The sequence below is a fragment of the Arthrobacter sp. FW306-07-I genome (assembly GCF_021800405.1).
Lineage (GTDB): Bacteria > Actinomycetota > Actinomycetes > Actinomycetales > Micrococcaceae > Arthrobacter.
The window spans coordinates 637862-657148 of the sequence record NZ_CP084550.1 but is presented as its reverse complement, the minus strand read 5'-3'; the positions used below and the strand labels follow the sequence as shown (position 1 = coordinate 657148).

Below are 19287 nucleotides of genomic sequence, written 5' to 3'. Positions count from 1 at the left end.
CACGGTTAGGCTTTGCACATGATGCCCGAGGCCGCTGAGCGCGAATTTGATGTTGTTGTTATCGGCGCAGGCGCCGTAGGGGAAAACGCGGCCGGCCGCGTCGTCGAGGGCGGGCTCACGGCCGTGCTCGTGGAAGCGGAACTGGTGGGCGGTGAATGCTCCTACTGGGCGTGCATGCCGTCAAAGGCCCTGCTTCGTCCCGGCACCGCCTTGCATGGAGCGCAGACCACCCCCGGCGCCAAGGAGGCGGTGACCCGGACCCTGGATGCGGCCGCCGTCCTGGAACGCAGGAACTATTTCACCTCCAACTGGCAGGATGACAGCCAGGCTTCCTGGGTGGAGGACACGGGCATCGAACTGGTGCGCGGCCATGGCTGGTTGACCGGCCCCAAAGCAGTGGAGGTGGCGGGCCTGGACGGGACCCAACACCGGCTGCGCGCGCGGCACGCCGTGGTCCTGGCTACCGGCTCCGCCCCGAACACTCCCCCTATCGAAGGCCTGCAGGACGTGCAGGTATGGGGAACACGGGAAGCGACGTCGGCGAGTGAGGTGCCGAATCGGCTGTTAGTACTGGGCGGCGGGGTGGCCGGAGTTGAACTCGCCCAGGCCTTCGCGCGGCTGGGCTCGAGTGTCACCCTGGTGGCCCGCAGCGGCTTGCTGGGCAACTTTCCAAAGGAGGCCGCTGAACTCGTTGCGGCGGGGCTGCGGGCGGACGGCGTCGAGCTCCGCCTGAATACTGCCACAGAGCGGATCAGCGGGAACGACAACGGCACTATCACCCTCACCCTGGGCGACGGATCCACGATCACCTCGGAGAAGGTGCTGGTTTCCACAGGAAGGCACCCGGCATTGGAGGGCCTCGGCCTGGAAAACATTGGCTTTGAGCCCGACGAATCCGGGCACCTGACCCTGACGGCGGACAGCTCCGGCCTGGTCCAGGGAACGCCGGGCGACGAACCCTGGCTCTACGCCGTGGGAGACGCGGCGGGCAAGAACCTCTTCACCCACCAAGGCAAGTACGAGGCACGGGCAACCGGCGCCGCCATCGCGGCCCGCGCCAAAGGCGAACTCAACGGCACCCCGGGCGAATGGACCCGGTACGCCCAGACCGCCAACCAGCACGCCGTGCCCGGCGTGGTCTTCACGGACCCCGAACTCGCCAGCGTCGGGCGCACCCTGCAGGCCGCCCACAAGGACGGCTACAACGCCTCCTCGGTAGAACTGCCCATCCAGGTGGCTGGGTCCTCGCTCCACTCCGAGAACTACGAAGGGTGGGCGCAGCTGGTGGTTGATGAAGACCGCAAGGTCCTGCTGGGCGCCACCTTCGCCGGCCCGGACGTTGCCGAACTGCTGCATGCGGCCACCATCGCCGTGGTGGGCGAGGTGCCGCTGGACCGCCTCTGGCATGCCGTGCCTTCTTACCCCACCATCAGCGAGGTGTGGCTGCGGCTCCTGGAGAAGTACGGGCTCTGAGTTCTATTTGAACTGACCAGTCAGTTCAGTTAGCCTTGATGCAGACTTCTTCTGCGAAAGGCAACGCCTTGCTCTCAGCACGCCAGCTCCATGCCAAAGGACGCCGGGACCCGCTGCTTCCGTCCACCTCCCTGAGCCTCCGCCGGGGCGAACTGCTGCTCGTCACCGGCGAGCGCCAGGACCAGCGGACCGCCCTGGCCCTCCTGCTCAGCGGCCGGATGAAGGCCACAAGCGGAGACGTCAGCTGGGACGGCAGCCCGCGGACCAAGCAGCTGCGGGTGGCTTCGGCCCTGGTGGACTCCCCCGGGGTGAACGAACCCGAGGAACACCTCAGCGTCCGCGACCTGGTGACCGAGGACCTGGCCCTCATACCCCGGCGATACCGTGGGGCACTGCTCAGCGGACCATGGCTGAAGGTCAACCGGTTCGAGGACATCGCGGACCTCTGGACGGAGCAGCTGGAACCACGGCGGCGGCTTGAGCTGCTGACGGCTCTCGCCCTGGCCAACCCGCGCACCGACCTGCTGGTGGTCGACTCGCCGGACCGCCACAGTGCAGAGGGTCTCACGTGGCTGCCGCGCCTCCAGGAATTGGCGTACGACGCCGGGCGGCCGCTCGCCGTCGTAGCGGCAGTCAGTGCCGTACCCGGCTGGTGGGACGGCCCGGTTGCCGCGATCGGCAATGACGCGCCCGAGCCTGCCCCTGCCGGTTCCGCCGACAGTTCCGACCCGCGCGATGACATCCAGGCGAATGACGCCACGGCCCCCGCCGGCAAGCACGCCGCCGAAGCCGGGCAGGACCCGGAACCTACCAAAACCACACTCGAAACCGAGGTTGCCAAGTGACTGTCCTGCGGCTGGCCCGCTCCGAACTCAAGCGCATGACCGGCGGGCTGCTGCCCAAGCTGACCATCCTGGCGCTGACCATGGTCCCGCTGCTTTACGGTGCGGTCTACCTCTACGCGAACTGGGATCCCTACGGGCACCTCAACAACCTGGACGCTGCCCTGGTGGTGGAGGATTCCGGCGCCACCGCTGCAGACGGCACCCGGCTGGAGGCCGGCACCAAGGTGGCGGACAGCCTGATGGAAGGCAACGTGTTCCACTGGATTCCAGTGGACAGCTCCGCAGAGGCCGATGCGGGCGTCAGGAGCGGGCAGTACGCCTTTGCACTCCGGATTCCCAAGGACTTCTCGGCCAACCTGGTCTCCCCCGGCAGCTTCGACTCCGCCAGCCAGGCGATGCTGAACGTCACTACCAACGATGCGAACAACTACCTCCTGAGCACCATCGTGGACAAGCTGACCACGGCCGTGCACGCAACGGTGGCCAAAGAGGTGGGTGAGGAGACCGCCAACCAGCTGCTGACAGGTTTCGGCACTATCCACTCCAAGATGGTCCAGGCCGCGGACGGCGCTTCGCAGCTGGCCGACGGCGTGGCCACCCTGAGGGACGGAACCGTCACCCTCCACGAAGGGACCTCGGCCCTGAGCAGCGGCGCGGACCAGTTGTACGCCGGCCAGCTGAAACTGCGCGACGGCGCCAACCAGCTGACCGACGGCGCGGGGCAGCTCAGCAGCGGCCTGGCAGTCCTCAAGGACAAGACAGCCAGCCTGCCAGCGGACACGCAACGGCTCGCCTCCGGTGCAGCCCAGGTCGCGGCCGGAAACGCACAGCTCAACGCCAAGGTCCAGGATGTGGCAGCCCAGTTGGACGCCGCGGACCAGGGCCTCCGCTCACGCGTGGTGGAGTCCAACAGCAGGCTGGTGGCCTCCGGCATCCTGACCCAGGACCAGGCAAACAAAGTCCTGGCCGACTTCGACGCCGCAGCGGCTTCCAGCCCCGTGGCAACGGCCAGGAGCAAAATCCAGACCGACGCGGCCCAGGTCCAGCAACTCGCCGACGGTTCCCAGGCAGTCAGCGCGGGCGCAGCCCAGCTGGCGGCCGGAATGCCGGCCCTCAAGGATGCCATCGGACAGGCCTCGGCAGGGGCTGACCAGCTGCACGCCGGCGCCGCAGCGTTGGCAGCCGGCGAGCAGTCCGCCGTCGACGGCGCCGCAGGCCTTGCCGACGGAGCAAAGAAGGTGGACGCCGGCGCCGCCCAGGTTTCCGATGGTGCGGCCCAGGCAGCCACCGGCTCACGGACGCTGGCAGACGAGATCGGGAAGGGCGCCGGGCAGGTCCCCAACCCCGACGATGCCCAGAAGAACAACCTGTCCCGGGTGATGGCCGATCCCGTGGCGGTCAGCAACGTCTCGCAGGCGAAGGCAGGGTCCTACGGCGCCGGGCTGGCACCGTTCTTCCTTACGCTGGCCATGTGGATCGGAATCTTCATGCTGGTCCAGGCCATGCGGCCCATCACGCAGCGGGCGCTGGCCTCCAACGCGCCGAGCTGGAAGATCGCTTTGGGCGGCTGGCTGCCTTTCCTGCTGGTCTCGGTGGTGCAGGCCTCCCTCCTGACCCTGGTGGTGGATGTCGCACTGGGGCTGGACCCCGCCCACCCGGTGCTGATGTGGATGTTCATGCTGGCCGCCGCAATGGCATTCAGCGCGCTCATCCAAGGCGTGGTGGCCCTGCTCGGTTCACCTGGCAAACTGGTGGTGCTGATCCTGCTGGTGCTGCAGCTGGTGTCATCCGGCGGCACGTTCCCGTGGCAGACCACTCCGCAGCCGCTGCACGTTGTGCACCAGATTCTGCCCATGGGGTACGTGGTGACCGGCATGCGGCACCTGATCTACGGCGGCGACCTGTCCATGATCCTCCCCACCCTGGCAGGACTGGTGGGTTACACGCTGCTGGGCGCGGCCCTGTCCACGCTCGCGGTACGCAAGAACAAGTACTGGACGCTCAAGACGCTGAAACCGGAGATCGCAGTATGACCACGGAACCCACGGCCACTGAACCCACGGCCGCTGCCAAAAGCCTCCGCCCGGCCAGGACCAACGCCACCCGCCAAAAGCTCTTCGATGCCTCCATGGAACTGATCGGCGAGCGCGGGGCGGCCAGCGTCACGGTCGATGAGATCGCGGCAGCCGCGGGAGTTTCCAAGGGCACCGTGTACTACAACTTCGGCAGCAAGTCCGAGCTGATCGCGCAGCTCCTGCGGCACGGCGTGGACATTCTCAAGGCGAGGCTGCTCGAGGCCGCCGACGCCGAAGGGACGGGCAGTGACCCGCTGCTGGCCATGGAGGCGATGATCGGGCAGGCCATGGATTTCATGGCGGAGTACCCTTCCTTCGCCCGCCTTTGGGTCAGCGAGAACTGGCGGATCCCCAGCGAGTGGCAGGGTACCTTCTCGGTGCTGCGCGCCGAGCTCCTGGAGGTCATCGGCCAGGCCGTGGAGAAGGTGGCCAAGGCCTACCCGGTGGATGATTCGGTATCCCGGGGCAGCCTGGAGACCGCCATTTTCGGGGCCTGCTTCGTGGTGGGCCTGGACCGGCAGACGTACAACCCTGAGCGCACCCGTGACCAAAGTGTTGCAGCAATCATGGCCATCATGCGCGGCTACGTCCTGAAGGGGCTTGCTCCTCGGGGATGATGGAGCACATGCGCCATACGGGAAAGAGCGGAAAGTTTGCGGTGATCTGCGGCGTCGTCGCTGCGGGGCTGCTGGTGCTTACCGCGATGACCCTCGCCGAGCCGGTGTTCCTCGCCTTCCTGGGCGTCCTGGCGCTGGCCTACCTTGCCGCGCTGGCCGAAATCCTGGTCCGGCGGCGGCGCTTTGCCCTGCTGGCCGCCGGTGCGGGAACCGCCCTAGCCCTAGGCTTTTCCCTGGCGTTCCTCAGCACCTGGGAGTTGGCATTCGACGGCCAGTCGTCCTTCCTGGGCACCCCGCTGCCCACCCAGGACCCCGATAACTACTTCATCGGCGCTGCCGGCGCCCTTGTGGCCACCTTCGGAATCCTCTTCATGGGTGCGCTGTGGCCGGGCAAACGGCGTACGGCGGCGCGCCGGCCTTCGCCCGCAGGACGCCAGACTTCCCCTGCAGCCCGTTCCGCCGCCAGGGGAACCGCGCAGGGCCAAGGCAGGTCAGCGGCGCAGCGTCCGCGTCCGCAGGCCGTCCCGCGAGACGCTGCTCCGCGGGCCGGCGCCCAGGCATCCCCGCCTCAGCGGCCCTCCGCTTCCCGGCCCCCGGCCGGAGGTCCGGCGGCAGCCAAGCGCCCGCCGTCGTCGGCATCTCCTGCGGCAAGGCCGGCACCCCGGTCCGGCAGCGGCTCCGCCTCACGCCGCTGACGCCGGCGCCCTCCACTGGTCAGTACCGCCGTCGCCACGCCACCCAACAGGAGCAGACCGCCCGCCAGTTCCGTTGGCGATGGCACCTCCGCGAGGACCAGCCAGGCAGCGCTCATTCCCACCACCGGGACCAGCAGGGTGAAGGGGACAACGGCCGACGACGGGTGGCTGGCAAGGAGCCGGTTCCAGATCCCGTAGCCCACCAGCGAGGCAAAAACCGCGGTATAGAGCGCGCTGAGGATGGTCGGTGCCTGGAGGGTGGCCAGTGACCGCCAGACGGCGTCCGGGCCGTCCAGCAGTACGGACAGCGCGCCGAGTGGGAGCGGAACCACGGCGCCGGACCAGACCACCAGCCCCAGGCCGGAGGCTGCCTTCGCCCTGCGGGCGATGACATTTCCGGCTGCCCATGACAAGGCCGCAGCCAGGACGATGACCAGCGGCAGCAGCGGGGCCACGGCGCTGCGCCCCACCGCCACGAGCCCCAGCCCGGCGACGCCGAGCACCACTCCGGCCAATTGCCGCCGGCTGGGACGTTCGCCCAGGAAGGCGGCAGCGAGGAGGACGGTCAGCAGCACCTGTGCCTGCAGGACCAGGGACGCAAGCCCTGCGGGCATCCCCAGCGCCATGGCCAGGTAGAGAAGGCCAAACTGGCCGGCGCTCATGAAGAGTCCGACGCCGATGATGGCCTTCCAGCTGACATCCGGCTTCCTGACGAAAAGGATCCACGGGAAGACCACCAGGACGAAGCGCATGGCCACGAACAGCAGGGGCGGGAACTCCTGTCCGCCCGCATGCAGCCCGACGTCGATAGCAACGAAATTAAGGCCCCACAGCAGGGCCACAAGGACGGCAAGGAGGGAGTCGCGCAGGTTCACGCTTCCACTGTCGCAGAGCAGCAGATGAAGCACCAGGGCTCATTTATGCACTTGATCATGTACTTTTGCTTCATGATTGACATCGGATCACTGCGGGCGCTGGCAGGAATCGAGCAGCATGGTTCCGTCATCGCCGCCGCCGAAGCCATGGGGTTCAGCCCCTCGGCCGTGTCCCAGCAGGTGAAAAAGCTGGAGAAGGAGGCGGGCTTCGCGGTCCTGGAGCGCCGCGGCCGCGGGGTCCTGCTCACGGAGCGCGGACTCGCGTTGGCGGCGTACGGCCGCCGCATCCTGGCCGAACTGGAAGAGCTGCAGTCCACGCTGTTGGCGGACCCGGCAAAGCCCAGCGGCAGCCTGAAGATCGCGTCATTCTCCACCGCCTGCCGCGGACTGGTGGGCCCCTTGCTGGCGCAGCTGGAGCAGTCCGGCGCGGCGTTGAGCGTTGCCGTCCTGGCGGAGGATCCGCGTGAGGCCGTGGCCCGGGTTGCGAACGGCGAAGCGGACCTGGGCCTGGTGCACAACTGGAACTCCGTGCCGCTGGTGATCCCGGAACACCTGGCGCTGGAATGGCTGTGCGAGGACGTCGCCGACCTCCTGGTGCACCGCAGCCACCCGCTGGCGCAGCGGGCGGAGGTTGAGCCGGCCGACCTGGTTGACGAGCGGTGGATCAGCACGCCGGGCGGGGCGATCTGCAACGAGGCCTTGCTCCGGATTTTCGCGGACCTGGGCCGGGTACCGGACGTTCGGGTCTACGACCCCGATTTCGCGACGCACGTTGCGTTGGTGGAACAGGGGGTAGCGGTTGCCCTCGTCCCGCGGCTGGGGCGGCCCGCGCTGCCTCCCGGCGTTGCGGCTGTTCCCGTGGTCAACCCGGTCCAGGCCCGCCAGGTGGGACTGGTCCACCGCAGGACCATGACGGCCAGCCCGGGAATCAGGCACGTCGCCGGGCTCCTCCGCGGGATTGCCGCCAACGTGCCCAGTGCCTAGCGAGCCCGAGCTGGTTGGGGCAGAACCTAGTGGGCCAGAACCTAGTGGGCGCGGGGAACCGTAAAGCGGGTGATCCGGGCGTCCTGCCCGTCCAGTTCCGCCCATGGCTTTTCCGTTTCCAGGACCGTCAGGGCATTGGTGGGAAAGCGGGTGGCGGCGTCCATGTAGGCGTCGTGGTCGGAGTCGCGTGAGGCGAGGTGCATCGCCAGGTCCTGGACGCCGGGCAGGTGCGCGATGAGCATCAGCGTGGTTACGGTATCCGGCACATGGTTGACCACAGTCAGCATCCGGAGGGCCGACGCCGCATACAGCCCGTCTTCAAGCTTGGGCGTAGGGGCCTTGTCGCCGAGTTCCGAGCAGACCCACGTACAGGTTTGCCGCGTCCGCAGGGCACTGGAGCACAGGATGAAGTCCGGGACGATATTGTGCTTGAGCAGCCACCGGCCGGCCAGCGGAGCTTCCCGGTGCCCACGTTCCTCGAGGGGCCGCTCATGGTCGGCCACCCCGCCGGGCCAGTCGGCCTTGGCGTGGCGCATGATCACAAGGCGTCGGACATGGTGCGAACTCATGGCCCAAGCCTAGCCCCAGCAAGAACAGGCACGGACAGGCAGCGCAGCGGAGACAGCACCACGCAAAGCACGTTTCAAGAGCAGGCAAAGAGCCAGGGCCCGAGACAACAGGGCATCGCCCCCGGCGAGAACGGGAACCCTGCCCACAGTGACGCGAGGCCTCAGCAGCCGCGGAGGCACAGTGCGTGGAGAGGGCCGAACGCGCAAAGGCGGCTTTCTGCGTAGTGCCGCATCGCCGACTGAGGAACGAAGGAGGTGTCTAAGGCACCGCAGAAAGCCGCTTTTCGCGTAAAGAGGGGCTAGATCGAGTACTCCGGAGCGGCCCAGACAACAACTTCCGGGTGCTCGTAGAACCGGTACCCCTGGCCGCGGACGGTGCGGACGGTGTTGGCGAGGCGGCCCAGCTTGGAGCGGAGGCGGCGGATGTGGACGTCGATGGTGCGCTCGTTTGGCACTTCTTCGGCGTTGCGCCACAGTCCTTCGAGGAGTTCGTCGCGGCCCACAGTGCGGGTGCCGTTTTCGACGAGGTAGTTGAGGAGCTCGAACTCCTTGAAGGTGAGGTTCAGGGATTCGCCGTCGAGGTGGACTTCGCGGCGGGCGAGGTCGATGAGGACGCCGGACGGGCGCGGTTCCTGCTGCTGGGCAGGACGGGGGGCCTCGGTGCGCTGGCGGGAGTTGACGGTGGGGTCGCCGAAGGTGGAGCGGACGACGTCGAGTGCGGAACCGGGGGTGCCGGCCGGGGCCACCGCTACAGCGGCGTAGCTTTCGGCGCCGGAGACGAGCGACTGGGCGTAGGCACGGATTTCCTGGGCGAGCTTGGCGATGGAGGTGCCGGCCGCGGCTGCGGTTTCCTCATCGATGCCCATGTAAAGGACGAATCCGCGGGCCACGTTCTCATTGGCTACCGGACGCACGGCGTTTGGTCCGGCCACTACCGGGGTAGGTGCCGTAACGGGAGCGGACTCAGCCGGATGTACGGCTCGGAGCTGGCCGTAGGAGTTGGGGTTGTATCCCTGCGGGGCGAAACCCTGGCCGGGGAAGCTGCTTCCGGAGGTGGAGGGAGCGAGCGCCTGTCGCGGGCCGAAACCGGGACGGAGGCCGGAGGGCTGGCCGGCCTTGGCGGCGTTACGGACAGAGATGTGGACGTATCCGGATGCAACTGACATGGAATGCTTACCTCAATGTGAAATGGCCGCCTTCGCGGCTCGAATGCTGACTTCCCCGTTTGCACTGAGCGGGGAGGGCGCCCGACGCTGGGCTTGGGGGCGAATGCCTAAGAACTTCGGTGGGTGGGAAGGTCAGGCGTGCATTCGACAACAGCGCATGTCGGCAGCAGCGGATGTGCTGGGCCAATATTCTGCGGCTGCAGGTGCTGTTGAGTTCTTGTTCACATTGGAAGTGTGCAGCGTAACAATGCCAACTTGCAAGTAACAATGGACTGAAGAGTCCGCATCGTGAGACAAATCGCGGAATTGTGGTGGATGTCACTAGTTCGGCAGGGGGCTTATATTTCGACTCTTATCCGGACAATTAGCCCTTATCGACGGCGTCACGGAATTTAATTCGCCTAAGAGCCGGCCTGCCGAATAGGTTCGAAATTCAACCGTTTGACGTGGAATCAGCCGACGGGGTCAGCTCGTGTCCAGCCGACGTCCTGCCTCCGGTGGATTTTTCTGCTGAAGTTCCTCCAGCCGGAGGCAGGATGAGCGCATCTTGGCCGCTGCCCGTTGTCCGGGCCTTAGTTGCTGCTGGTTCCCGGGCCGGAAGTTGCTGCAGTGCCCGCCGCTGCAACTTGGATGGTCTGCGCCGTGTAGGTGTCCGGGTTTTTCAGGGCCGTGACGCGGACAGTTGCGCCGGCGGTCACGTTGGAGAAGTTGAGCGTACTGCCGGTGGAGCCCCCACGCTGGCGCATACCCTGGGTCACCTGGACATCGGTGCCCACAGCGTAGGTCCGGGAGAAGCCGTCCTCGCTCTTTACGGTCAAGGAGTTTCCCGAGATCTCCGTGACGGTGCCGGCCTGGCCCGCCATGGTCACATAACTGGAGTCCTGCAGGACCACGTATTCAGAGTGGACGGCTGTATTGAGGCCTGCTCCGCCCATTCCCAGTCCACCGGGTCCGCCGTCCAGGCCCATGCCGCCGTCCATGTCGCGCCCGGTCATGCCTCCGTCCGTGCCGGTTTGGCTACCCGGGCCTGCCATGCCGCCTTGCCCGGTCATGCCGCCTTGCCCTCCGGAACCGAACTGGCCGTTGGCGCCGGCGCCCGGACCGTTGTTTACTGAAGCACCAGCGGTTCCGTTTCCGGCGGCGTAGGCGCCGGCACCGGCTGCTGCGGCAACCACCACCGCCACCCCGCCCACCAGCAACCCCTTCTTCGCTGTCCAGCTTCCTTTCCCGTTCCGCGGCGAAGCGTTTGGCCCGTACTGCTGTGGCGCGCCCCGTCCTGTGCCGGAGCCGGGCTCCTGGCCCACCGCCGGCGTCGTGCCCCATCCGGCGGAAGGCGAACCGGGAACGGGCGCACCCCAACCTTGTGCAGGCTGCGGCGAGATCGGCTCGTACGTGGTGTGGTCCTGAGCATCGTTGGCGCGGTCGGCCGGGGCGTCGGCCCACACGGGTGCCGGCTGCCCCTTCTGTGCTGATGCCCCGGGGACGGCTCGGTTGTCCTGCTGATCCATGGCTTTCTCCAGAAATCGAGTTTGGTGGTGATGCTTTTGTCCTGTTGTTGGATCAGGTTCTGCCGGTTTGCTGTGTGGAGGCTGTGCCACAGACCAAGCCTGCCTGTGACCTGGTAGGACGGGCAGGCCTGGGCAGCATGTGCTGGGGGCCCCGGCTGGCTAGTCTGGAACTCACAGCTGGAACACAGCAACGGCAAAGCATCGGCAAACCGTCAGATCGGAAGGTTGTCCCATGGCATCCCCGCACCCCATGACCAACAACCTCCCGCAGCTCACCCACCCCGATGGCTCCCCCATCCGCGCCCTGGTGGTGGATGATGAGCCCAGCCTGGCTGAACTCATGAGCATGGGGCTGCGCATGGCCGGCTGGTCGGTAGCCGTGGCCGGGGACGGGCCTACCGCCGTCAAGCTCGCAAAGGACTTCCATCCCGACGTCCTGGTGCTTGATGTCATGCTCCCCGGGTTCGACGGCGTGGAGCTGCTGGGCAGGATCCGCGCCTTTGCACCGGAGGTGCCTGCGCTCTTCCTGACGGCGAAGGACGCCGTCCAGGACCGCATCGTGGGACTGGCCGCCGGTGGGGACGACTACGTCACCAAGCCCTTCAGCATGGAGGAAGTGCTGCTGCGCCTGCACCGCCTGGTACAACGCTCCGGGGTGGCCGCCATGGACACCGCCGAACTGGTGGTAGGCGACCTTGTCCTCAATGTGGACACCCGGGAAGTCACCCGCGCCGGTGAGGACATACAACTGACGGCAACACAGTTCGAGCTGCTCCGCTACCTGATGGAGAACCCCAAGCGCGTGGTCAGCAAGGCCCAGATCCTGGACCATGTGTGGGACTACGACTTCGGCGGCCAGGCGAACATCGTTGAACTGTACATTTCCTACCTTCGCAAAAAGATTGAAGCCAACCATCCGCCGATGATCCACACCGTGCGCGGGGCGGGCTACGTCATCAAGCCCGCAGACTAGCCAAGGAAAAGCATGTCATCGCTTTCCGGCGTCCCCCGGCCTGCCGGCCGATCCTTGTTCAACCCGGCCACCTGGCACCTGCGCACCCGGCTGATCCTGCTGTCAATGGCGCTCCTGGTGGCAATCTCCAGCGCGATCGGCGTGGCCAGCTATGCCTCGATGGACGTGGTCCTCACCAACCAACTGGATGCGCAGCTGAAGCTGGCGTCCCGTGGCCGACCGCCCGAAGGCAACCCCTCCGGCCGCCCGGATCCGCTCGACGCACGCGGACAAAGTGTGGGAACGCTGAATGCCCGGGTGGTGAACGGGCAGATCAGCAGGGAGGCAGGCTTCCTTTCCACCGATTTCACCCGGACTTCCCTGACGCCGTCTGATGTTGCCACCCTGCAGGCACTCCCCCACGATGGCCTGCCGGTGGACCGCGAGCTGTCCAAGGGCGACTACAGGGTGCTGGCCACAGAAACCCCTTACGGCGATGTGGTGATCACGGGGCTGCCGCTGTCGATGAAGCAAAGCACCGAGGCGTCCCTGGTGCTGACCATGGTGCTGGTCTCGCTGGGCGGCCTTGTCCTTATCGGGCTTGCCGGCACGGCCCTGATCCGCAGGACCATGCGGCCGCTGGAACAGCTCTCCGACGTCGCAACCAAGGTGTCCAAGCTCCCCCTGGATGCCGGGGAGGTGGCGCTCGCAGTGCGCGTGCCACCCTCCGCAGCACACCCCACCACGGAGGTGGGCAGCGTGGGCCACGCCCTGAACCTGATGCTGGACAATGTCTCCAGCGCGCTGAAGGCCAGGCAACGCAGCGAGATGAAGGTGCGCCAGTTTGTTGCCGACGCCTCCCATGAACTTCGAACTCCACTGACCGCTATCCGGGGATACACGGAGCTGATGCGCATGACCGAACACCTCACCGAGGACGGGCAGAAGTCGCTGGGCCGCGTCCAGAGCCAGTCCGAGCGCATGACCGCCCTGGTGGAGGACCTGCTGCTGCTGGCCCGCCTGGACGAGGGCAAGGCAACCGAAACCACGGACGTGGACCTGACCCAGCTGGTCATCGAAACAGTCAGCGACGAAAAGGTCATGGCCCCGGACCACACCTGGCAGCTGAAGCTGCCCGACGAACCCGTCACCGTGCGCGGAGACACCACCCAGCTGCACCAGGTGCTGGCCAATCTGCTCTCCAACGCCCGGAAGCACACACCTGCGGGCACCACCGTGACCACGGGAGTGATGCGTTCCGCGGACGGAAGCGTGGTGGTCACGGTCACCGATGACGGCCCCGGCATCCCGGCCGAATTCCAAGGCAACATCTTTTCCCGCTTCACCCGGGCCGACACCGCCCGCTCCGGCTCGGAAGGGTCATCAGGGCTGGGCCTGTCCATTGTCGAATCCATCGTGGCCGCCCATGGCGGCACGGTGGAGCTGGCTTCCCGGCCCGGCAGGACCGAGTTCGCCGTGCGCCTCCCCGCCGCGGGGCCGGCCGCGCCCTAACCTGCCCGGGCAATGGCCGGTCACCGCGCGTTGACCAGAAAACCGGGGCGGCAGCACTTACACAGGCACATCACAGGTTGCGCCTAAAACCCACAAATCCGGCGGCGCCACTCTTGATTCATGACGCTCACCGACTCCACTTCAGGAACCCTGCAGGACGCCGCGGTGGCGCCGCCGGGCCTCCCTTCCGCTGGCTTCCCTTCTGCTGGCCTTCCTTCTGCTGGCCTTCCTTCCCGGGGGCGTGCCGTGCGCCGCGCCCCCGTGGACACCCGCACCGCGGTTCCCGTCCTCGATGTCACCATCCCCGTCTTCAACGAGGAACGCGATCTTGAGGAATGCCTCCGAAGGCTCCACGGACACCTGCAAGACACCTTCCCGCACAGCTTCCGGATCACGGTGGCGGACAACGCCAGCACGGATGGGACACTGAAGATCGCCGAACGGCTGGCCCGGGAGTTCCCCGAGGTCGCGGTGGTCCACCTCGACGAGAAGGGCCGGGGGAATGCCCTGCGCAAGGTGTGGCTGGCGTCGCCGTCGCCGGTCCTGGCCTACATGGACGTGGACCTGTCCACCGACCTTGCAGCCCTGCCCCCGCTGCTGGCGCCCCTGATCTCGGGCCACTCGGACCTGGCCATCGGCACACGCCTCACCCGCAATTCCCGCGTGGTCCGCGGCCCCAAGCGCGAATTCATCTCGCGCAGCTACAACCTGATGCTCCACTCCTTCATGGGTGCGCGGTTCAGCGACGCCCAGTGCGGCTTCAAAGCCATCCGCGCCGATGTCGCCCAGCAGATCCTTCCCTACACGGTGGACACTTCCTGGTTCTTCGACACGGAGCTCCTTGTCCTTGCCGAGCGCTGCGGCCTGCGGGTCCATGAAGTTCCCGTGGACTGGACCGACGACCCGGACTCAAGTGTGGACGTGGTCCGGACGGCGCTGGCGGACGTCCGGGGTATGGCCCGGCTCACCCGCGACCTGGTCTACGGCCGCATCCCCGTACCGGAACTGCGCGCTGCCCTGGCGCGGGGTCCGCTGCCGGCGTCATCACGGGCGGACGAGCAGACCCCGGGCAGCAGCCTCTTCGGCCAGCTGGTCCGGTTCGCCGCCATCGGGGCCGCCTCAACCCTGGCCTACCTGCTGATCTTCCTGTTCTGCCGCGGCTTCGTGGACCCGCAGCTGGCAAACTTCCTGGCGCTGCTGATCACCGCGGTGGCCAACACCGGAGCCAACAGGCGCTTCACGTTCGGCATCCAGGGCGGCAACCCGGTCCGGCACCACTTCGAGGGGCTGATTGTTTTCGGCATCGGCCTGCTGCTCACCTCCGGAGCACTCGCCCTGGTGCACAGGACGACGACATCGGACCGGTGGGCGGAAGTCCTCACCGTAGTGGCGGCGAACCTTGCGGCCACCGCAGTCCGATTCCTGCTGTTCCGGCTATGGGTCTTCCGGGACAAGGCACCACGGACGACGGCAGCTCCCGGCGCCAACGACGCAAGTTCCGAACCCCGTACCGACGCCACAGACGCCACAGACGAAAACGCTACGGCCACCACTTCAACAGAAACGGCAGCTTCATGACCTCCACCATCTCCCCGGCAGGCGCCGACTCCACCGGGAGCGCGCAACTCACAGGTCCCCTGCACCCGGACCACCAGCACCCATCCGCCGGCACCACTGCACGCCCCACGGAAGGACCCGCTGGAACTGCCGGAACCGTAGCCCGCAACCCAATGCCGCGCTGGGCCGGCTACGCCTTCGGCAACCAGGCACGCTGGGTGCGGCCCTCAGCGGCGGGGCTCCTGGTGGCCACCGCGGTCCTGTACCTGTGGAACCTGGCAGCAACCGACTACGGCAACTCCTTCTACGCCGCGGCCATCCAGGCGGGCACCAAGGACTGGACCGCCTTCCTCTTCGGCTCGCTCGATGCCGGCAATGCCATCACCGTCGACAAGCCGCCCGCGGCGCTCTGGATCCCCGCACTCGCGGGCCGAATCTTCGGCTTTTCGCCGCTGAGCATGCTGGTGCCGGAGGCACTCATGGGCGTGGCCGCCGTCGGGTTCCTCTATCTGGCCGTCAAACGGGTATCGGGACCGGCGGCAGGCCTGTTGGCCGGCGGTGCGCTGGCCCTGACGCCGGTGGCGGCACTTATGTTCAAGTTCAACAACCCGGATGCCATGCTCACGCTGTGCCTGGTGCTCGCCGCATATTTCACCACCCGCGCCATTGAACGGGCCGGCTGGAAGTGGTTGGCGGCGGCCGGTGCCGTGATCGGGCTGGCATTCCTCACCAAGATGCTCCAGGGTTTCCTGATCGTCCCGGCACTCGGACTGGCCTACCTGTGGGCGGCCCCCGCCTCGGTCGGGCGCCGCATTGCCCATCTGCTGGGCGCATTGGGCGGAATCGTTGTCGTGGCAGGCAGCTACGTTGCCCTCTTCCAGCTGACTCCCGCTTCGGAGCGCCCGTACATGGCCGGATCCACCACCAACAGCTTCCTGGAACTGACCTTCGGCTACAACGGCCTGGCCAGAATCACCGGTTCGGGCGAAGGCATGCCCGGCGGCGCCGCCGGGGGTGCTGCAGGCGGGCCCGGAGGCAGCTTCGGCGGCGGCAACGCTGGATTCGGCGGGGCTGCCGGCCTGTTACGGATGTTCGGGACGAGCTTTGGCGGTGAAGTCTCATGGCTTTTGCCCGCTGCCCTGATCCTGCTGGTGGCGGGCCTGTGGTTCACCCGGCGTGAAGCCCGCACTTCCCCAAGCCGGGCCGCCCTGATTCTGTGGGGCGGCTGGCTCTTGGTCACCGGAGGCGTCTTCAGCTTCATGAGCGGCATCGTCCACCCCTATTACTCGGTAGCACTGGCGCCGGCCATCGCGGCACTGGTGGGCATCGGAGCGGTGGAACTCTGGCGCGGCCGAACCTACTGGCCTGCCCGCATTGTCCTTGCGGTGGCCGTCCTGGGCACCTCGATTTGGTCCTCTGTCCTCCTGGGCCGGGACGCATCCTGGCTCCCTTGGCTGCGCGTGGCGGTCATCATCCTCGGTGTCCTTGCCGCCGCGGCAATCCTGCTCCGCCTTGACGCCGTGCGCACCTCCGGACGGTTCCGGCGTGCGGGGGCGGCCGCCGTCGTCGTCGTATCCCTCTTGGCCGGCGGGCTTGGTGCCGGTGCCTGGACCCTGGCCACCGCTGCCTCCGCACACTCAGGCTCCATTCCGACGTCGGGACCCGCAGGCTCAGCGGGCGCTTTCGGCAACCGGGCCGCGGGCTTCCGCGGCGACCGGACCGACGGCAGGAACTCCGCCACGGACTCGGCCACCGGAACCGACGGCCTTGACCCAATGAACGGCCTCGGCGGCACCCCCGGAGCCGGTACCGGCGCACCTGACGGCGGCCCGGGCGGTGCAGGTGGCCCCGGTGATGCTGGCGGCGCCGGCGGTCCCGGCGAAGGAACTGCCGATGCCGCGGTGACTGCCCTGTTGAAGGCCACCAGCACAAAGTGGTCTGCGATCGTTTCCGGCGCCACCCAGGCAGCCAGCCTGGAACTGGCCACGGACACCAACGTCATTGCCCTCGGAGGCTGGAACGGCGGTGATCCCTACCCCACCCTGGCCGAGTTCCAGGACATGGTGGCCAAGGGCCAGATCGGCTACTTCATCCAAAGCGGAGGCATGGGCGGTGGCGGCATGGGCGGCCGCGGCGGCAACTCCGAAGTGGCCGCCTGGGTCCAGGCCAACTTCCAGGCCCAGACCGTAGGCAACTCAACCGTCTACCAGCTCACCAAGTAGGACACGATGGCCAGCCAGCAAAGCATGCCTGTAACCACCGCAGCCCGCCCCCGGAGGAATCCACTGGGGCGGGAGCGATTCACCCTCCGGGGCCGGCCGGGCACGCGGGACCATGCGGCCTTCCGCGGAGACCGTGCGGCCTTCCACCGGAGGCTGGAACTGGCAGCTGTACTGGCTGGCACGGCCGTGCTGTACCTGTGGAACCTCGGTGCGTCGGGCTGGGCCAACGCGTTCTATTCCGCCGCAGCCCAGGCCGGATCGCAGGACTGGGCAGCCTGGTTCTTCGGCTCCTCCGATGCCGCGAATGCCATCACCGTGGACAAGCTGCCGGCCTCCCTGTGGATCATGGGGCTGTCCGTCCGGATCTTTGGCCTGAGCTCGTGGAGCATCCTGGTTCCCCAGGCCTTGATGGGGGTCGGCTCGGTGTGGCTGGTCTATCTGGCCGTGCGGCGGGCCGCAACGCCGGCCACCGGTGATGTCCGGCTTGCGCACCGGGCAGGGCTGCTGGCAGCGGCGGTCCTTGCCCTCACCCCGGTTGCCACCCTGATGTTCCGGTTCAACAACCCGGACGCCCTGCTGGTGCTGCTGATGACAGCAGCCGCGTACGGGTTCCTCCGCGCGGTCCAGGAGGACCGGCCTCGGTGGCTCCTGCTGGCCGGGGTATTCCTGGGCTTTGGGTTTCTCGCCAAGCAGCTTCTGGTCCTGCTGGTGGTTCCGGGGTTCGCCCTCGCCTACATGGTGGCAGCTCCGGGCGGCACCCGGCGGCGGTTGATCCGTCTGGCAGCCGCGGGAGCAGCGATGGTGGTTTCTGCCGGCTGGTGGCTGCTGGCCGTCGAGCTGACGCCGGCGAACATGCGGCCCTACATTGGCGGATCCCAGAACAACTCCATCCTGGATCTGACGTTGGGCTACAACGGCCTGGGCCGGCTCACGGGCGACGAAACGGGCAGTGTGGGCGGTGGCAACGGCTGGGGCGTTCCGGGCCTGTTCCGGATGTTCAACAGCGAGTTCGGCGGCCAGATCGCATGGCTGCTGCCGTCCGCACTCATCCTTGCGGCGGGGCTGCTGTGGGTGGGGCGGCGGGCACCGCGAACAGATGTTGTCCGCGCTTCCGTCATCATCTGGGGCTCGTGGGTCCTGGTAACGGGCCTGGTGTTCAGCTTCATGGCCGGCATCATCCACCCCTACTACGCGGTGGCACTGGCACCGGGAATCGCCGGAATGGCAGGCCTGGGCAGCGTTCTCCTGTGGCAGCGCCGCAGGCAAACTGCTGCCCGCATCTTCCTCGCTTCAGCAGTGGCCGTGGCATCGCTTACGGCCTTCTACCTGCTGGGAACCACGTCCGCCTACGGCCCTTGGCTGCGCTGGCTGGTGCTCGGCGGAGGTTTGGCAGCCGCAGCAGGCATTGGGCTGGGCAAGTTCCTGCGCTTGGCTTCCATGCAGCGGACGACGGCGGCCCTTGCCATCGCTGCGTCGCTCGCCGGTCCGCTGGCCTACTCCGTCACCACCGCGGCTACGGCACACAGCGGGGCGATCGTCAGTGCGGGGCCAGCCTCGGGCTTAGGCGCCGGCGGCCGCGGACCGGGAGGCTTCAGTTCGACCGGCCGGAGCCCTTCGGGCCGGGGCGCCGGACAGGGCGTCACGGGCCAAGGTCCCACGGGGCAGGGCTTCCAGCAGCAGGGTTCCCAGCAGCAGGCCGCCCCGGCCGGAACAAACCCTGACGGCGCTAACTTCGGGGGCAGGCCCGGCGGCGGACTCGGTGGCCTCCTCGGCGCACCTACTCCATCAGCGGATCTTGTGGCCGCGCTCAAAGACGGTGCAACCAATTACACCTGGGCAGCAGCGGTAGTGGGCTCCAACAATGCCGCCGGGTACCAGCTCGCCACGGAACTGCCGGTGATGGACGTGGGCGGCTTCAACGGCACCGACCCCTCCCCCACCCTGGCGCAGTTCCAAGACCTCGTCGCGCAGGGAAAAATCCACTACTTCATTGCCGGCGGGCTATGCCGTCCAGCTCCGGTTCGGATGCCGCCGGCCGGATCGCCGAGTGGGTTTCGCAGAACTTCAGTGCGCAGAGCATCGGCGGCACCACTATCTACCTCCTGGCAGGGTAACAACACGGCCTGGTGTCCTGAACGTAACGATTCGACCGCACGCCAGAAGCAAGCCGGCGCGCTGGAGGCCGTGACTTCCGTTACCTAAATGTGACTTTGCTTCGCTTTTCCTGTACCGTCGAT

At 67.4% G+C, this 19287-nt stretch carries 14 protein-coding genes; 10 read left to right on the top strand and 4 right to left on the bottom strand.

Annotation, left to right across the window (positions count from 1 at the left end):
- Positions 1 to 18 precede the first annotated feature (18 nt).
- The 4 genes from LFT46_RS03180 to LFT46_RS03165 all read left to right on the top strand — a co-directional run bounded on the left by LFT46_RS03180 (position 19) and on the right by LFT46_RS03165 (position 5010).
- Entirely contained in the window at positions 19 to 1473 is a 1455-nt protein-coding gene (locus LFT46_RS03180; protein ID WP_236821223.1) for a dihydrolipoyl dehydrogenase family protein, read from the top strand.
- A gap of 68 nt (positions 1474 to 1541) precedes the next feature.
- Positions 1542 to 2318, top strand: a complete 777-nt coding sequence (locus LFT46_RS03175) for an ABC transporter ATP-binding protein (RefSeq protein WP_236821977.1) — start codon at positions 1542 to 1544, stop codon at positions 2316 to 2318.
- On the top strand, positions 2315 to 4351 hold the full coding sequence (locus LFT46_RS03170) for a YhgE/Pip family protein (protein ID WP_236821222.1): 2037 nt from the start codon (positions 2315 to 2317) through the stop codon (positions 4349 to 4351). The genes LFT46_RS03175 and LFT46_RS03170 overlap by 4 nt, the downstream gene beginning before the upstream one ends.
- Complete coding sequence (locus tag LFT46_RS03165; RefSeq protein WP_236801053.1) at positions 4348 to 5010, top strand: TetR/AcrR family transcriptional regulator; 663 nt, start codon at positions 4348 to 4350, stop codon at positions 5008 to 5010. Before LFT46_RS03170 ends, LFT46_RS03165 begins: the two co-directional genes overlap by 4 nt.
- 568 nt (positions 5011 to 5578) lie before the next feature.
- Here LFT46_RS03165 and LFT46_RS03160 read toward each other — a convergent pair.
- Positions 5579 to 6580 (bottom strand): EamA family transporter, encoded by a 1002-nt coding sequence (locus tag LFT46_RS03160; RefSeq protein WP_236801052.1) that lies wholly within the window; start codon positions 6578 to 6580, stop codon positions 5579 to 5581.
- Positions 6581 to 6652: 72 nt separating this feature from the next.
- On the opposite strand from LFT46_RS03160, the gene LFT46_RS03155 reads away from it, so the two are divergent.
- The gene (locus LFT46_RS03155; protein ID WP_236821221.1) at positions 6653 to 7564 is read left to right on the top strand and encodes a LysR family transcriptional regulator; all 912 of its coding nucleotides are present in this window, start codon (positions 6653 to 6655) and stop codon (positions 7562 to 7564) included.
- A 41-nt stretch (positions 7565 to 7605) separates the two neighbouring features.
- Here LFT46_RS03155 and LFT46_RS03150 read toward each other — a convergent pair whose 3' ends face one another.
- The 3 genes from LFT46_RS03150 to LFT46_RS03140 form a co-directional block, all read right to left on the bottom strand.
- Entirely contained in the window at positions 7606 to 8133 is a 528-nt protein-coding gene (locus LFT46_RS03150) for a SixA phosphatase family protein (RefSeq protein WP_236801049.1), read from the bottom strand.
- A gap of 299 nt (positions 8134 to 8432) precedes the next feature.
- Positions 8433 to 9299: a winged helix-turn-helix domain-containing protein gene (locus LFT46_RS03145; protein WP_236801047.1), complete on the bottom strand. Its 867-nt coding sequence runs from the start codon at positions 9297 to 9299 to the stop codon at positions 8433 to 8435.
- 572 nt (positions 9300 to 9871) lie between these two features.
- Entirely contained in the window at positions 9872 to 10807 is a 936-nt protein-coding gene (locus LFT46_RS03140; RefSeq protein WP_236821220.1) for a hypothetical protein, read from the bottom strand.
- Positions 10808 to 11039: 232 nt separating this feature from the next.
- Between LFT46_RS03140 and LFT46_RS03135 the strand changes: the two genes are divergently transcribed.
- The 5 genes from LFT46_RS03135 (at position 11040) to LFT46_RS03115 (ending at position 19252) form a co-directional block, all read left to right on the top strand.
- Positions 11040 to 11780 carry a response regulator transcription factor gene (locus LFT46_RS03135; protein ID WP_236801045.1) on the top strand — a complete coding sequence of 247 codons (741 nt, stop codon included), beginning with the start codon at positions 11040 to 11042 and terminating at the stop codon, positions 11778 to 11780.
- Between the two features lie 12 nt (positions 11781 to 11792).
- Positions 11793 to 13271: a sensor histidine kinase gene (locus LFT46_RS03130; protein WP_236821219.1), complete on the top strand. Its 1479-nt coding sequence runs from the start codon at positions 11793 to 11795 to the stop codon at positions 13269 to 13271.
- 120 nt (positions 13272 to 13391) lie between these two features.
- Positions 13392 to 14849: a bifunctional glycosyltransferase family 2/GtrA family protein gene (locus LFT46_RS03125; protein ID WP_236801043.1), complete on the top strand. Its 1458-nt coding sequence runs from the start codon at positions 13392 to 13394 to the stop codon at positions 14847 to 14849.
- Positions 14846 to 17050 (top strand): ArnT family glycosyltransferase, encoded by a 2205-nt coding sequence (locus LFT46_RS03120; protein ID WP_236821218.1) that lies wholly within the window; start codon positions 14846 to 14848, stop codon positions 17048 to 17050. The genes LFT46_RS03125 and LFT46_RS03120 overlap by 4 nt, the downstream gene beginning before the upstream one ends.
- A gap of 24 nt (positions 17051 to 17074) precedes the next feature.
- Entirely contained in the window at positions 17075 to 19252 is a 2178-nt protein-coding gene (locus LFT46_RS03115; RefSeq protein WP_236821217.1) for an ArnT family glycosyltransferase, read from the top strand.
- Positions 19253 to 19287 lie beyond the last annotated feature (35 nt).